Here is a 14,181-nt window from a genome sequence, read left to right on the forward strand (position 1 = left end):
CGCTACTTGGCAAAGCGCCGAAAGAAACTGTCCGCGTTCCAGGTCGGCCGCGCCGCCCCATTGGCCACGCGCAGCGTCACCGCCGTCACATAGTCGTTCAGCTTCGCGCTTTCGGCGGGCATTACCGGCTGGTTCAGATCATCAAAGGGCGAATGGTAGATATTCGCCCGCCACACCTTTTCTACCGTCGCTTCGGGCGTCCCCGCCTTGAACCCATATTTGAAGAACAGCGCCGGTATGCCTTCGCGGATGAAGGCATATTGGTCCGACCGGATGAACACGTTGCGGTCGGGAAAGGGGTCGGGCGTGATCGGCAGGTTCATCGCCGCGCTCACGGCTTCCGCATCCTTGCCCAGCGAACTTTGGTCATAGCCGATCGGCGTCACGCTGGTCAGCGGGAAGATCGGCAGCGCCATGTCGAAATTCAGGTCGGCAATGATGCTCTTCTGCGGCACGGTCGGGCGGCGCGCGAAATAGCGGGAGCCCAGCAATCCCTTCTCCTCCGCCGTGACAATCGCGAACAGGATCGACCGTTTGGGCTTCACCTTGCCGGCTTTGAGCGCGCGCCCGATCTCCAGCAGGCTGGCCACTCCGGACGCGTTGTCCAGCGCGCCATTATAGATCGCATCGCCCTTGATCGGCGTGCCCACGCCATAGCCGTCCAGATGCGCCGACAGCACGACATATTCCTGCCGCAGCTTCGGGTCGCTACCGGGCAGCACCGCGATCAGATTGGGCGACGACAGGTCGGCCCGCGTCGCGCTCACCTGCGCCTTCAGCCGCAGCGCCAGCGGAAAGGACGCCACCGGCGCGGACGCATCCGCCGCCGCCACGATCGCGGCAAAATCCTGTCCCGACCCGGCAAACAGCATGTCGGACTTGGCCGGATCGAGCTGCGCGCTCAGGAAAGGCGTCTGCGTGTCGCGCAGGCTGACATCGCTATAATAGAGCGCGGGCGCCCCCGACAGGGCGATCCGCCGTACCCACGGGATCTCCACCTGCCTGGGCGTCACCAGCGTGATCAGCCCCAGCGCGCCCTGCTCCGCCAGCCATTGCGACCGTTCCGACCGCGCATGGGATTTGAGCGCGCCCGACAGGGTCGCCGGCCCGCCCGACAGCACGACGACGATCTTGCCCTTCAGGTCCAGCCCGGCAAAATCATCATACCCCGCTTCGGGCAGATGCAGGCCATAGCCCGCAAACACCATTGGCGCGTCGACGCTTTCGGGCACCGGCCCGCCCCCGCCGCCAAAGATCAGGTCGCCCGGCACCGCCAGCGGCACCTCCCCCTGCGGTCCCACCAGCGCCGCGCTGGACTTGTCGGACAGGATGCGCTGCTCCACAAACGCCACCGGCTGGCGATAGCCCTGCGTGCCAGCGGGTTTCAGCCCCATCGCCTTGAACTGCCCGATCACATAGTCCGCCGCCCGGTCATAGCCCGGCGTCCCGGTCCCGCGCCCCTCCATCGCATCATTGGCCAGCGCCTCGACATGCGCCCACCAGCGCGCGCCCTTGTCCCCCTCGCCCGCGGCCGGCGCGGCGCTGCCCGCCATCAACGCGATCAGGGATATGCCGAAGGAAAGGCCGCGCATGGTCGTGCTACTCCGTTCTAATCTCGTCTCTATCTTGCCTTATCCTGCCTGACGAACAAGGGGGCTTGGAACCGCTACCATGAGCGTGTATTACAATGGCAATACAGTATGGAGATGACGATGACCCGTTCCCCTTCCCTGTCGGCCCTGCTGCTTGCCGGGCTTGCCCTGTCGACCGCCGCCTGCTCGCGCCCTGCCGATGATGCCGCGCCCGCCGCGAAGGGCGGCGCGACGCAGGACTGGTCGACGCTCAAGGATTTCAACGCCATCGAAGCGACCGGCCCGGACGATGTCGCCGTGACGATCGGCGATGCCTATTCGGTCCGCGCGGAGGGCGATCCCAAGGCGATCGAAAGGCTCACCATCGCGGTCAAGGGCGACCGGCTGGTGATCGGCCGCAAATCGGACGGCAACTGGGCCTTTGGTCGCAAGAATGACGATGGCGACGTCACCGTCCATGTCACCATGCCCGCCATCCGCGCCGCTGCGCTGACCGGCGCAGGCGACTTCACGCTAGATCGGGCGGAAGGCGACACGCTGGACCTGTCGCTGACCGGCGCTGGCGATTTCGCCATTGGCACTGTCAAACTGCGCAGCCTCAAGACCGACATTACCGGCGCCGGATCGGTCAAGATCGCGGGCACCGCCGACTCAGGCGAACTCGCCATCACCGGCGCGGGGGACATCGACGCCGACGACCTCAAACTGGGCACGGCCAAAGTGTCGATCCTGGGCGCGGGCAACATCGCCTTTGCGTCGGACGGCGCGGTCGCTATCAGGATCATGGGGCCGGGCGACGTGACGGTGAAGGGCAAGGCGCAATGTACGACCAGTGGCACAGGACCGGGCGAGGCGCGCTGCGCGCCCTGATCGGCGCGACCATCCTGATCGCGACGCCCGCAGCGGCGGCGACCCGCGGCTATACCATCACCAGCTTCGACGCGATCCGGGTCGATGCGCCGGTCACCGTCATCGTCACCACCGGCGCAGGCGCATCGGCCCGCGCGGAGGGGGATCAGGCGCTGCTCGACCGGCTGAACGTCGCCGTGTCGGGCCGCCTGCTCATCATTGGCATCACCCGCGCGCGGCCCGGTGAAAAAGGCGGCGGCGCGGCGACCCTGCGCGTCTCCACCGGCGACCTGTCCCGCATCGTCCTGACCGGCGGCGGATCGGTCGCGGTCAGCCGGATGAAGGGGCTGCGCGGCGACATTGTGCTGGGCGGCAATGGCGACGTGAGCGTGGCGGCGGTCGATCTCGACCGGATCGACCTGTCGCTGGCGGGCGGTGGCCGCGCGACCCTGGCCGGGCGAACCGGCGTCGCCAATATCCGCGTCTCCGGCCCCGGCGCGGTCGCGGGCGAAGGTCTGCGCGCGCGGCAGGCGACCCTTGCCAATGACGGGCCGGGCAGCATCGCCCTCAGCGCAGACGTCACCGCCAAAATCACCGCCACTGGCTCGGGCGACGTCACCGTCACTGGCAAGGCCGCCTGTTCGGTCGACAATCGCGGCACCGGGCGCATTGCCTGCGGCGGCGACTCCTATTGAACGATAATGACAAAGCGCCGTCGCTCTGGCATCGGTCGCTACGACTGGATGTGAACGGGGCGAACATGACGACTATCGGGATTTTCGGGGCAGCAGGCCGCATGGGCCGCGCCATTGCGCAGGTCGCGGCGGACGCTGGCCTTGGCATAGCGGGCGGCACCGACCGCGACGGCGTGGGTGAGATCGCGCCGGGCATCGCCATCACCACCGATCCGCTGGCACTCGCCGAGCGCAGCGACGTGCTGATCGACTTCTCCGTACCGGGCGCCCTCTCTGTTCATCTCGATGTCTGCATTGCCGCCAACAAGCCGATCCTGATCGGCACCACGGGTCTTGAATCCGTCCATCACGCCCTGATCGACGAAGCCGCCGCAATGATCCCCGTCCTCCAGACCGGCAACACGTCGCTTGGCGTCAACCTGCTTGCCGCGCTGGTGGAACAGGCCGCAGCGGGCCTTGGCGATGACTGGGATATAGAGATTGTCGAGATGCATCACCGGCACAAGGTCGATGCCCCGTCCGGCACCGCCCTGCTGCTGGGCCAGGCCGCTGCACGCGGGCGCGGCATCACGCTCGCCGACCATAGCGAACGCGGCCGGGACGGCATCACCGGCGCGCGGGCTAGCGGCGCGATCGGCTTTGCGGCCCTGCGCGGCGGATCGGTCGCGGGCGACCATCAGGTCATCTTCGCAACCGAAGGCGAACGGATCGAAATCGGCCACCGCGCCGAAAACCGCACCATCTTCGCCCGCGGCGCGGTCAAGGGCGCGCAATGGCTGATCGGCCAGAGCGTCGGTCGGTACGACATGAAGGGCGTATTGGGCCTCTGACGCACCTGAGCATCGTCATGAACAAAGCGCAGATCTTCGACTTTTTCAGCCGCCTGGCCGAAGCCAATCCCGCGCCCGTGACGGAGCTGGAATATGGCAACCCCTATCAGCTGCTGGTCGCGGTGACGCTGTCGGCGCAGGCCACGGACGTCGGCGTCAACAAGGCGACCCGCGCCCTCTTCGCAGACGTCACGACGCCGCAGCAGATGGTCGATCTGGGCGAGGATGGCCTCAAAGCCCATATCCGCACGATCGGCCTGTTCAATACCAAGGCGAAGAATGTCATCGCCCTGTCGGACATATTGGTGCGCGACTTTGGCGGGGAAGTGCCCCAGGATCGCGACACGCTGACCACCCTGCCCGGCGTCGGGCGCAAGACCGCCAATGTCGTCGTCAACACTGCCTTCGGGCAGGAAACCTTAGCGGTCGACACCCACATCTTCCGCGTCGGCAACCGCACCGGGCTGGCACCGGGCAAGACGGTGCTGGCGGTCGAGGCGAAACTGGAAAAGCGCGTCCCCCAACCCTTCCGCCGCGACGCCCATCACTGGTTGATCCTGCACGGCCGCTATATCTGCAAGGCGCGCAAACCCGAATGCTGGCGCTGCCCCGTCGCCGACCTGTGCCGGTTCAAGCCCAAGACCCCGCCGCCCGCCTGACGCCTGCTTGTTCTTCCTGCGTTCAGAACCGGTCGGCTAGGACGGTTTTCACAGTCCTGCGACGTCGATTCGTTCAAAGACGTCTCTAAGGAGAGAATATATGTCCGTCCGTTTCGCTTTGGGTTTCGCGCTGGCCCTGGCCGCCGCCCCCGCCATCGCCAAGACCACGCCCGACCCCTATGTCCCGACCGGCGCGAAGGCCATGGATTGCATCCCGCTAACCTCGATCCGCTCGACCAATGTTCGCGATGACCGCACCATCGATTTCATCATGAACGGCAATAAAATCTACCGCAACACCCTGCCCAACAGCTGCCCCAGCCTGGGCTTTGAAAAGCGCTTTTCCTACCGCACCAGCCTGTCGCAACTCTGTTCGGTCGATATCATCACCGTGCTGTGGAACAATGGTCCCGGCCTGCAACCGGGGGCCAGCTGTGGCCTGGGCAAATTCCAGCCGATGAAAAAAGCATCGAAATAAGATGGCCCGGCGGCGATTTTGCCGCTGGCGCGGACGAACGGCCTTTGCTAAGCGGCCTGTCTGACACGGCTCACCGGCCAGCGTCATGCACCCATAGCTCAGCTGGATAGAGCGTTGCCCTCCGAAGGCAAAGGCCAGTGGTTCGAATCCACTTGGGTGCACCACCTCATCCGGGGGCACGCAATTTCCTATATCCCGGCGGCCTAGGCCCGATAGCTTCGAACCCCCGCCGCCATGCGCCGGGCCAGCACTTCGGACAATAGCAGGGCGGTCAGCGACAGCAGGATCGACGCGATCGCCAGCCGCGTGACAACGGCCTCCGCGCCGGGGGCTTGCAACGCTGCGTAGATGGCGATGGGAAGCGTGCGGGTTTCGCCGGGAATATCGGACACGAAGGTGATGGTCGCGCCGAATTCGCCGATGGACCGGGCAAAGCCCAATATCACCCCCGCCAGCACGCCGGGCAGCGACAGCGGCAGGGAAATGGTCAGGAACACCCGCAACGGTCCGGCCCCCAGCGTCCGGGCCGCGCCTTCCAGCCGTCGATCCACCGCCTCGATCGAAAGGCGGATCGCCCGCACCATTAGCGGCATGGCCATGATCCCGGCGGCCAGTGCCGCGCCGGTCCAGCGGAACAGCAGGGTGATGCCGAACCAGTCCGCCAGCCAGCGCCCGATCGGGCCGTTCGCGCCGAACAGCAGCAGCAATAGCCACCCCGTGACGACCGGCGGCACCACCAGCGGCAGATAGACCAGCGCGTCCAGCAGCATCCGGCCGGGGAAACGCCATCGCGCCAATATCCAGGCCAGCGCGAACGCAATCGGCAGCATCACGCCGACCGCAACCGCGCTGACCTTGATCGACAGGGCGATGATCGGCCAGTAATCGGGCGGCAGGTCCAGCATCACGTCATGCTCCTGTGCTGGGTCCGGCTGGCGGCCATCATGGGAAATCCATCTGGACGATATGCGCGGACAGGCGCTCCGCCTCCGACAGGTCGTGGGTGACATACAGGATCGGCACGCCTACCTCGTCCCGCAACCGTTCAACCAGCTGCAATATGTCCGCGCGCCGCGCGCGGTCGATCGACGCCAGCGGTTCGTCCATCAACAGGCAGGACGGGTGCGTCAGCAGGGCGCGGCCAATCGCCACGCGCTGCGCCTCCCCCATCGACAGGGTCGATGGCCAGCGATCGAGCAGCCCCGCTATGCCAAGGAAGCGGGCCATCTCCTCCAGCGCCTCGGCGGCATCGGGCGCATGACGCACGCCGTAGAGAAGATTGCCGCGCACCCGCAGGTGCGGGAACAGCCGGGCGTCCTGAAAGATATAGCCCAGACGCCGATGTTCCGGCGCGACATTGATGCCCCGCGCGGCGTCGAACAGCGGCACGTCGCCCACATGGATATGGCCGCCATCGGGCCGCAACAGCCCGGCGACCATGTTGAGTATGGTCGTCTTGCCCACCCCCGACGGGCCGAGCAACGCCGTCACGCCCTGCCCGGCATCGATCCTGCACGCGATCCGTCGGTCACCCAGGTCGCGCCAGACGTCGATGCGGAAAGTCGACGCGGTCGCAGGCGGCGATGGATCGGGACAGGCTGTCACAGCGGGGCGGGGAACGGACATTGCCGCCCTTGTGCCCCGATCCGCTCAGCCGATGCAAGCGCGCAGCGATGGCGCGGGGCGATCCATCGCGACGTGGGCATAAACCCCCGCTCAGCCGGGCGCAGCGGCCGATCCCGCCAGCAGCCCGCCATCGATATTCACCTCCGTCCCGGTGATATAGGTCGCCTCGTCGGACGCCAGCATGACCGCGACCGTCGCGACTTCATCGCTCGTGCCGAACCGCTTGAGCGGCGTATCGGCGACCAGCGCCGCCATCCGCGCCTCCCGCTCAGGGCCATCGCCGATCATGCTTTCCCACATCGGCGTCAGGATCGCGGCGGGGTGGATCGAATTGCAGCGGATGGCCCAGCCCTGCTGCGCGCAATAGAGCGCGACCGACTTGCTATGGTTGCGGATCGCCGCCTTGGACGAGGCATAGGCCGCCGCCAGCGGAATGCCGACCAGCCCAGACCGCGACGAAATGTTGATAATCGATCCGCTGCCCTGCCCCTTCATCGCGCCGATCGCGTATCGACATCCCAGAAAGGTGCCGTCCAGGTTGACGTGGTGGACCGCCCGCCAGTCGGCCAGCGTCGCATGTTCAGGATCATGGGCGACCATGCCCTGTTCGAACCCGGTTACCCCGGCATTGTTCACCATGACGTCGATCGCCGGAACCGCCTCGGCCAGCCGCGCCCAGTCCGCCTCCTCCCGCACATCCAGTGCGATGAAGCGGCAGCCGATTTCAGCCGCAGCCGCAGCCCCGCCCGCCTCATCAATGTCGGTCAGGATGACGCGCGCGCCTTCGGCATGAAAACGCGCCGCGATCGCCCGGCCAATGCCGCGCGCAGCGCCAGTGACGACGCAAATCTTGTTGGTCAATTTATGCATGATATTCTCGAAACAGAGCCAGATGGGCGGATTGATCCGCTGCTATAGGTCGTGCCGCTTCAGCGGTTACGCTGGTTCATTTCGATAACTCCTGTTGCCAGTCAGACTAGGCGGATCGCCGCCCCGGCGCAACAGGCTATGGCCTTATGTTCCCAAAACCTGCCGCTCATGCGCGATCAGCCATGTCTTGGCCGCCAGTCCGCCGGCAAAACCCGTCAGCGCCCCGTTACTGCCCACCACCCTGTGACATGGCGCAAGGATCGACAGCGGGTTGCGGCCATTGGCCGCCCCCACGGCGCGCGATGCGGTCGGCTGGCCGATGGTGCTGGCGATCGCGCCATAGCTGCGCGTCTCCCCGAACGGGATCGCCAGCAAGGCCGCCCACACCCGTTGCTGAAAGGCCGTGCCGCGCATATCCAGCGGCACGTCGAAATGCTGCCGCGCCCCGGCGAAATAATCCGCCAGTTGCGTCGCGGCCTGCCGCAGGACGGGATGGTCGGGCCGTGCCGCCGTCACCGGCAGGCGTACCCGTGCAGGATCGTCATTCTCCCACAACACCGCCACCAGTCCGGCGTCGCTGGCCACCAGCGTCAATGTGCCGACGGGCGAAGCAAACAGGGTCGTGGCTAGCGTCATGGAACAGTCTCCCTATCGGTTCCGCCCCATCTAGTGGTTCGATTCTGACATTTGCTACCTTATGGGATAAGGCGTGTTCAAATGTCAGAATCAATCGACTAGCAAGGGGCAGGCCCATATGCCTCCCGCCCCTTGCGATCAAAGCCGCCTTATTTCAGGCCGCCGCCCATGGCACGATAGAGTTCGACCATATTAGTCGCGCGGGTCAGCCGCGTCGCCAGCAGGCTCTGCTCCGCCGTGAACAGCGCACGCTGCGAATCCAGCGTCGTCAGAAAGGGATCGACCCCGGCCCGGAAACGCGCGTCCGACAGCGTATAGGCGGCCCGCGCCGAATCCCGTTGCGACGTCTGGGCTTCCATCTGCTGGGTCATCGTCCCGCGCCTTGCCAGCGCGTCCGCGACTTCGCGAAAGCCCGTCTGGACGCTCTTTTCATAGGTCGCCAGCATCGCGTCATAGGTCGCCCTGGCATAGGCCAGATTGCCCTTATTCTTGCCGAAGTCGAAGATCGGCAGCGAAGCCGACGGTGCGACCGACCAGAACTGGCTGCCCGACCCGAACAGGTTGGACAGGCCCAGGCTCAGCGAACCAAACGCCGCCGTCAGCGAGATATTGGGGAAGAACGCCGCCCGCGCCGCGCCGATATTGGCGTTGGCGCTGCGCAACTGATGCTCCGCCGCCGCAATGTCGGGCCGCCGCAACAGGACGTCGGACGATATGTCGGCGGGCAGATTGTCGATCGTCGCGCCTGCCGCTGGCAGCGCATCGGGCAGGTCGCTTGCCGCGACGGTAGTACCCGCCAGCAGATTGAGTGCATTCTGGTCCTGCGCCACCAAAGTCAGCGTCTCGGCGATCGTCGATCGTGCCGAATCATAGCTGGTCTGCGCCTGCCGCACCTCCAGTTCGGACGCGATCCCCTTGGCAAAGCGGGCGCGGTTCAGTTCCAGCGTCTTGCCGAATGCGCTTTCCAGATCGCGGGCTATACGCAGCCGTTCCTGGTCCGCCGCCATCGTCAGCCACGCATTGGCCACCTCCGCAATCAGCGCGGTCTGCGCTGCGTTGCGGGTTTCGACGCTGGCGAAATATTGCTCCTGCGCGGCCTTGCTCAGATTGCGGACCCGCCCGAACAGGTCGATTTCCCATGCCGATATGCCAACCTGCGCCTGATAAATATCCGTCCGACCCGACCCGGCGAGCGAAAAGGGCGAATCCTGATAGGTCGCATTGCCGCCCGCCGTCACACCGGGCAGCAGGTCGGCGCGCTGCACCCGATATTGCGCCCGCGCCTGCTCCACATTGGCCAGCGCAACACGCAAATCGCGATTATTGGCTAGCGCTGTGTCAATGACCCGCGCCAGCCGCGCATCGGTGAAGAAATCGCGCCATGCCGTATCGGCCGGGACGATCGCCGCCCTGTCCACCGCCCCGTCCGCCGCGCCATAGGCCGGCCCCTGCGGGCTGCTCGCCGGAACCGGCAGCGCGGGCCGCACATATTTGGGCGCCATGTCGCAGGCGGCCAGCGCCAGCGACAGGGTGATGGCGCCCAGCGCCTTGATGTTACGCATCTCTTATGCCTCCTGCGGCGTGGCGGGCGTTGCCTGCTCTTGCGCCGCATCATGGGTCTTATGTTCACGGAACAGCCGCTTCACCACGGTGAAGAATACCGGCACGAAGAAGATCGCCAGCACTGTTGCGGACAACATGCCCCCGACCACGGCCCAGCCGATCGCATTCTGGCCACCGGCCCCTGCCCCAGTCGACAGCGCCAGCGGCAGCACGCCGAAGATGAAGGCAAAGCTGGTCATCAGGATCGGCCGCAGACGCAGCTTGCCTGCCTCCAGCGCGGCCGCGCCCGGCGACATGCCCTCGCGCATCTTCTCCTCGGCGAATTCCACGATCAGGATCGCATTCTTCGCCGACACGCCGATCGTCGTGATCAGGCCGACCTGAAGGTAGATGTCGTTGTTCAGCCCCGCCAGCGTGGCCGCGATCACCGCGCCCAAAACGCCCAGCGGCACCACCAGCATCACCGCGATCGGCACCGACCAGCTTTCATACAGCGCAGCCAGGCACAGGAACACGATCAGCATCGACAGGGCATAGACATAGGGTGCCTGCCCGCCGGACGTGCGTTCCTCATAGGAAATGCCGTTCCAGCTATAACCGATGCCGGCGGGCAATTTGGCGGCATATTCCTCCATCGCCTTCATCGCCTCGCCGCTCGACACGCCGGGCGCGGGCGCGCCTTGTATGTTCATAGACGGCACGCCGTTGAACCGCTCCAGCCGGGCCGGACCCGTGACCCATTCCGTCGTGGAGAAGGCCGACAGGGGTGCCATGACGCCGCTGCTGCCCCGGACATGCAGCGCCCCGATCGAATCGGGGGTGGTGCGGAACGGCGCGTCGGCCTGCACGAACACGCGCTTCACCCGGTCGCGATCAATGAAGTCATTGACATAGGCGCTGCCCAGATTGGTGCTGATCGTGTCGTTGACGTCCGCCTGCGCGATGCCCAGCGCACCCGCCGCCGCCTGATCGACGGTCAGCTTCAACTGCGCGCTGTCCTCCAGGCCATTGGGCCGCACCTGCGCCAATCGCTTGTCTTGCATCGCCATGCCCAGCAACTGGTTGCGCGCCTCCAGCAACTTTTCATGGCCCACACTGCCAAGGTCCAGCAACTGGAAGTCGAAACCCGACGCATTGCCCAGTTCCTGCACCGCTGGCGGCACGAACGCGATGACCATGCCTGCGGAAATCTTGTGCAGGGCGGCATTGGCGCGCTCGGCGATCGCCATGACGCTGTTGTCCTGCCCCTTGCGCAGCTTCCAGTCCTTCATCGGCACGAAGGCGATACCGACATTCTGGCCCTGCCCGACAAAGCCGAAGCCGGAAATGGTAAAGACCGCCGCGACATTGTCCTTTTCCTGCGTCAGATAATAGTCGCGCACCCGGTCCAGCGTCCGCTCCGTCTCCTCGATCGTCGCGCCGGTGGGCAGCGAAATCTGGTTGATGATGCGGCCCTGATCCTCTTCGGGCAGGAAGCCGGTCGGCAGGCGCAGGAAGATAACCGCCATGCCCACCGTCACCAGGCCAAAGACCAGCATGGTCCGGCCCCAGCGCCGCTCGACCTTCTCGACGCCCTGCCCATAGCGGACAACGCCCTTGTCGAACGTGCGGTTGAACCAGCCGAAAAAGCCCTTCTGCGTCGCATGGTCATGCCGGGCCGGTTTCAGGATCGTGGCGCACAACGCGGGCGTCAGGATCAGCGCGACCAGCACCGACAGGATCATGGACGAAACGATGGTGATCGAAAACTGGCGGAAGATGACGCCGGTGGAACCGCCAAAGAATGCCATGGGCAGGAACACCGCGGACAGGACGAGGCCGATGCCGATCAGCGCGCCGCTAATCTCGTCCATCGACTTTTTCGCCGCTTCCTTGGGACTGAGGCCTTCATCCTGAATCAGCCGCTCGACATTTTCGACGACGACGATGGCGTCGTCGACCAGCAGGCCGATCGCCAGCACCATGCCGAACAGGGTCAGCGTGTTGATGGTAAAACCCGCCGCATGCAGGATCGCGAGCGATCCCAGCAGCACGACCGGCACGGCAATGGTGGGGATCAACGTCGCGCGCCAGTTCTGGAGGAACAGGAACATGACGACGAACACCAGCAACACCGCCTCGATCAGCGTGTGGATGACCTGTTCGACCGACAGTTTCACAAAGGTCGAATTGTCGACCGGGAAGTCATATTTGACCCAGGACGGGAAGTTCCTCGACAGCGTCTTGATCTGCGCCTTGACGTCCGTAACCGTGTCCAGCGCGTTGGCGCCCGGCGCCAGCTTGATGCCGAACCCGGCGGCCGGATGGCCGTTGAACTTCGCGCCGAAACTGTAATTTTCCGATCCCAGTTCGACCCGCGCCACGTCGGACAGCAGGACGACCGACCCGTCGCTGTTGCTGCGCAGGCGGATGGCGCGGAATTCCTCCGGCGTGCGCAACCGCGACTGGGCGGTGACGGTGGCGTTGAGCGCCTGGCCCTTGGGCGATGGCGTGCCGCCGATCTGGCCCGCCGATACCTGCGCATTTTGCGCCTGGATCGCGGCCTTCACGTCGCCCGTCGTGACGCCCAGATTGGCCATCTTGTAGGGGTCCAGCCACACCCGCATGGCATATTGCGCACCCAGCAACTGGGTGTCGCCAACCCCGGTGACGCGACTGATCGGATCTTGCAGCGATGACGCGATAAAATCGCCCGCGTCCTGCTGATCATGGATGCCGTCATCGGAATAGACCGCCATCACCATCAGGAAGCTGGCGGTCGATTTGGTGACGCGCAGACCCTGCTGCTGCACTTCCTGCGGCAGGAGCGGCGTGGCCTGCGCCAGCTTGTTCTGCACCTGCACCTGCGCGATGTCCGCATCGGTGCCCTGCTCGAACGTCAGCGTGATGTTCAGGTTGCCCGCGCTATCGCTGGTGGACGAGAAATAGCGCAGATTGTCGATGCCCTTGAGCTGCTGCTCGATGATCTGGGTCGTCGTGCTTTCCAGCGTCTGGGCATTGGCACCCGGATAGCTGGTTGCGATGCTGACCGTGGGCGGCGCGATTTCAGGAAATTGCGCGACGGGCAGCGCCCTGATGGCGAGCAGACCCGCCAGCATGATGACGATGGCGATGACCCATGCAAAGATGGGCCGGTCGATAAAATAGCGGGCCATGATTTACTGCGCCCCGCCGGTGGACGCGGTAACCTGCTGCGGCGCACCGGGCTTGACGACCGTGCCGGGGCGCAGATTGAGCAGCCCTTCGACGATCAAACGGTCGCCCGGTTTCAACCCGCCGGTAACGATCCACTTGTCGCCCACCGGGCGATCGACCGTCACCTGGCGCAATTCCGCCTTATTGTCCTTGCCGACGACCAGCGCCGTCGCGCGGCCGCGCGCGTCGCGGCTGATGCCCTGCTGCGGCGCCAGGATGACCTGGCGGCGCTGGCCTTCCACTACCCTGGCGCGCACATACATGCCGGGCAGCAACAGCCCGTCGGGATTGGCGAAGGTCGCGCGCAGCGTCACCGCGCCCGACGTCGGATCGACCGACACTTCGGAAAATTGCAGCCTGCCCTCGATCGGATAGGTGCTGCCATTGGGCAGCAGCAACTGGATGCGCGCGCCGTCCACGCTGCTGACGCCGCCCTTCTTCATCGCCTGCTTCAGGTCGATGATCTCCGCGGCGGACTGGGTGACATCAACATAGACCGTGTCGGTACGCTGGATCGTCGCCAGCGGGTCCGCCTGCCCGGCCTGCACCAGTGCGCCCGGCGTGAACAGCGAACGGCCGATACGACCGGAAATGGGGGCGCGAATGCGCGTGAAATTCTGGTTCACCTGCGCTGATTGCAGCGCGCCACGCTGCGCTGCAACATCGGCGCGCGCCTGCTGGGCAGCGGCGTCCGCATTGTCATATTCCTGACGGCTGACGGCGTTGATGCCCACCAGATCCTTGTAGCGCTGCGCCTGCAGGCTGGTGGCCCGGATCGCTGCATTGGCCCGCGCCAGCGCACCCTGCGCCTGCGCGACGGCGGCGCGATAGGGGGCGTCCTCGATTTCGTAGAGCAATTGCCCGGCCCGCACCATGCCGCCCTCGGCAAACAGACGGCGACGGATAACGCCGCTGATTTGTGGCCGAACTTCGGCGGTTTCCACCGCTACGATCCGTCCCGGCAGCTCATTGATCAGCGGCGCGGTGCCGGTTTCGAGCGTTACGACGCCCACGGCGGGGGGCGGCGGCGCAGGCGGCGGACTGTCCCCGCACGCACTCAGAGTCAGCGCCGACGCACACGCCAGCAGACCGATGAACTTCCCCTTTTGCATCGCGCATATTTCCGTTTTGATAGGATACTGATCGGAATGAACGTTCATTCCGCTTGCGCCGCAGGTAGGATCATGC

General features: G+C 65.5%; 13 protein-coding genes and 1 tRNA gene. 6 read left to right on the top strand and 8 right to left on the bottom strand.

Going from position 1 to position 14,181, the window contains the following annotated elements; genetic code table 11:
• Positions 1-2: 2 nt before the first annotated feature.
• Positions 3-1,592 (bottom strand): M28 family metallopeptidase, encoded by a 1,590-nt coding sequence (locus tag IWY39_RS05085; RefSeq protein WP_107125226.1) that lies wholly within the window; start codon positions 1,590-1,592, stop codon positions 3-5.
• A 108-nt stretch (positions 1,593-1,700) separates the two neighbouring features.
• On the opposite strand from IWY39_RS05085, the gene IWY39_RS05090 reads away from it, so the two are divergent.
• The 6 genes from IWY39_RS05090 (at position 1,701) to IWY39_RS05115 (ending at position 5,267) form a co-directional block, all read left to right on the top strand.
• A complete protein-coding gene (locus IWY39_RS05090) occupies positions 1,701-2,462 on the top strand; it encodes a head GIN domain-containing protein (protein WP_107125225.1) in 762 nt (253 codons plus the stop codon).
• The gene (locus IWY39_RS05095; RefSeq protein ID WP_107125224.1) at positions 2,414-3,136 is read left to right on the top strand and encodes a GIN domain-containing protein; all 723 of its coding nucleotides are present in this window, start codon (positions 2,414-2,416) and stop codon (positions 3,134-3,136) included. Before IWY39_RS05090 ends, IWY39_RS05095 begins: the two co-directional genes overlap by 49 nt.
• A 65-nt stretch (positions 3,137-3,201) precedes the next feature.
• The gene (gene dapB / locus IWY39_RS05100; RefSeq protein WP_107125281.1) at positions 3,202-3,966 is read left to right on the top strand and encodes a 4-hydroxy-tetrahydrodipicolinate reductase; all 765 of its coding nucleotides are present in this window, start codon (positions 3,202-3,204) and stop codon (positions 3,964-3,966) included.
• A 17-nt stretch (positions 3,967-3,983) separates the two neighbouring features.
• Positions 3,984-4,625, top strand: a complete 642-nt coding sequence (gene nth, locus IWY39_RS05105) for an endonuclease III (protein ID WP_107125223.1) — start codon at positions 3,984-3,986, stop codon at positions 4,623-4,625.
• 100 nt (positions 4,626-4,725) lie between these two features.
• Complete coding sequence (locus IWY39_RS05110) at positions 4,726-5,103, top strand: hypothetical protein (protein ID WP_017184191.1); 378 nt, start codon at positions 4,726-4,728, stop codon at positions 5,101-5,103.
• 87 nt (positions 5,104-5,190) lie between these two features.
• Positions 5,191-5,267: transfer RNA gene (locus tag IWY39_RS05115), tRNA-Arg, on the top strand.
• Between the two features lie 39 nt (positions 5,268-5,306).
• On the opposite strand, the gene modB is transcribed toward IWY39_RS05115, so the two are convergent.
• The 7 genes from modB to IWY39_RS05150 form a co-directional block, all read right to left on the bottom strand.
• A complete protein-coding gene (gene modB / locus IWY39_RS05120; protein ID WP_107125222.1) occupies positions 5,307-6,008 on the bottom strand; it encodes a molybdate ABC transporter permease subunit in 702 nt (233 codons plus the stop codon).
• Positions 6,009-6,045: 37 nt separating this feature from the next.
• On the bottom strand, positions 6,046-6,729 hold the full coding sequence (locus IWY39_RS05125) for an ATP-binding cassette domain-containing protein (protein ID WP_107125221.1): 684 nt from the start codon (positions 6,727-6,729) through the stop codon (positions 6,046-6,048).
• Positions 6,730-6,819: 90 nt separating this feature from the next.
• Positions 6,820-7,599, bottom strand: a complete 780-nt coding sequence (locus IWY39_RS05130) for an SDR family NAD(P)-dependent oxidoreductase (RefSeq protein ID WP_107125220.1) — start codon at positions 7,597-7,599, stop codon at positions 6,820-6,822.
• A gap of 144 nt (positions 7,600-7,743) precedes the next feature.
• A complete protein-coding gene (locus IWY39_RS05135; RefSeq protein ID WP_107125219.1) occupies positions 7,744-8,235 on the bottom strand; it encodes a methylated-DNA--[protein]-cysteine S-methyltransferase in 492 nt (163 codons plus the stop codon).
• A gap of 149 nt (positions 8,236-8,384) precedes the next feature.
• Positions 8,385-9,797, bottom strand: coding sequence for an efflux transporter outer membrane subunit (locus tag IWY39_RS05140; protein WP_107125218.1), 1,413 nt, complete (start codon positions 9,795-9,797; stop codon positions 8,385-8,387).
• Between the two features lie 3 nt (positions 9,798-9,800).
• A complete protein-coding gene (locus IWY39_RS05145; protein WP_107125217.1) occupies positions 9,801-12,953 on the bottom strand; it encodes an efflux RND transporter permease subunit in 3,153 nt (1,050 codons plus the stop codon).
• A 3-nt stretch (positions 12,954-12,956) separates the two neighbouring features.
• A complete protein-coding gene (locus IWY39_RS05150) occupies positions 12,957-14,105 on the bottom strand; it encodes an efflux RND transporter periplasmic adaptor subunit (RefSeq protein ID WP_107125280.1) in 1,149 nt (382 codons plus the stop codon).
• Positions 14,106-14,181: the final 76 nt, after the last annotated feature.

Origin of the sequence: Sphingobium sp. JAI105 (genome assembly GCF_015752145.1) — a bacterium.
Lineage (GTDB): Bacteria > Pseudomonadota > Alphaproteobacteria > Sphingomonadales > Sphingomonadaceae > Sphingobium > Sphingobium xenophagum.

What these genes read in the sequence shown, in the direction of transcription:
- IWY39_RS05085 (WP_107125226.1), bottom strand. Translation starts at nt 1,592, where the DNA reads ATGCGCGGCCTTTCCTTCGGCATATCCCTGATCGCGTTGATGGCGGGC.
- IWY39_RS05090 (WP_107125225.1), top strand. Translation starts at nt 1,701, where the DNA reads ATGGAGATGACGATGACCCGTTCCCCTTCCCTGTCGGCCCTGCTGCTT.
- IWY39_RS05095 (WP_107125224.1), top strand. Translation starts at nt 2,414, where the DNA reads ATGTACGACCAGTGGCACAGGACCGGGCGAGGCGCGCTGCGCGCCCTG.
- dapB (WP_107125281.1), top strand. Translation starts at nt 3,202, where the DNA reads ATGACGACTATCGGGATTTTCGGGGCAGCAGGCCGCATGGGCCGCGCC.
- nth (WP_107125223.1), top strand. Translation starts at nt 3,984, where the DNA reads ATGAACAAAGCGCAGATCTTCGACTTTTTCAGCCGCCTGGCCGAAGCC.
- IWY39_RS05110 (WP_017184191.1), top strand. Translation starts at nt 4,726, where the DNA reads ATGTCCGTCCGTTTCGCTTTGGGTTTCGCGCTGGCCCTGGCCGCCGCC.
- modB (WP_107125222.1), bottom strand. Translation starts at nt 6,008, where the DNA reads ATGCTGGACCTGCCGCCCGATTACTGGCCGATCATCGCCCTGTCGATC.
- IWY39_RS05125 (WP_107125221.1), bottom strand. Translation starts at nt 6,729, where the DNA reads ATGTCCGTTCCCCGCCCCGCTGTGACAGCCTGTCCCGATCCATCGCCG.
- IWY39_RS05130 (WP_107125220.1), bottom strand. Translation starts at nt 7,599, where the DNA reads ATGCATAAATTGACCAACAAGATTTGCGTCGTCACTGGCGCTGCGCGC.
- IWY39_RS05135 (WP_107125219.1), bottom strand. Translation starts at nt 8,235, where the DNA reads ATGACGCTAGCCACGACCCTGTTTGCTTCGCCCGTCGGCACATTGACG.
- IWY39_RS05140 (WP_107125218.1), bottom strand. Translation starts at nt 9,797, where the DNA reads ATGCGTAACATCAAGGCGCTGGGCGCCATCACCCTGTCGCTGGCGCTG.
- IWY39_RS05145 (WP_107125217.1), bottom strand. Translation starts at nt 12,953, where the DNA reads ATGGCCCGCTATTTTATCGACCGGCCCATCTTTGCATGGGTCATCGCC.
- IWY39_RS05150 (WP_107125280.1), bottom strand. Translation starts at nt 14,105, where the DNA reads ATGCAAAAGGGGAAGTTCATCGGTCTGCTGGCGTGTGCGTCGGCGCTG.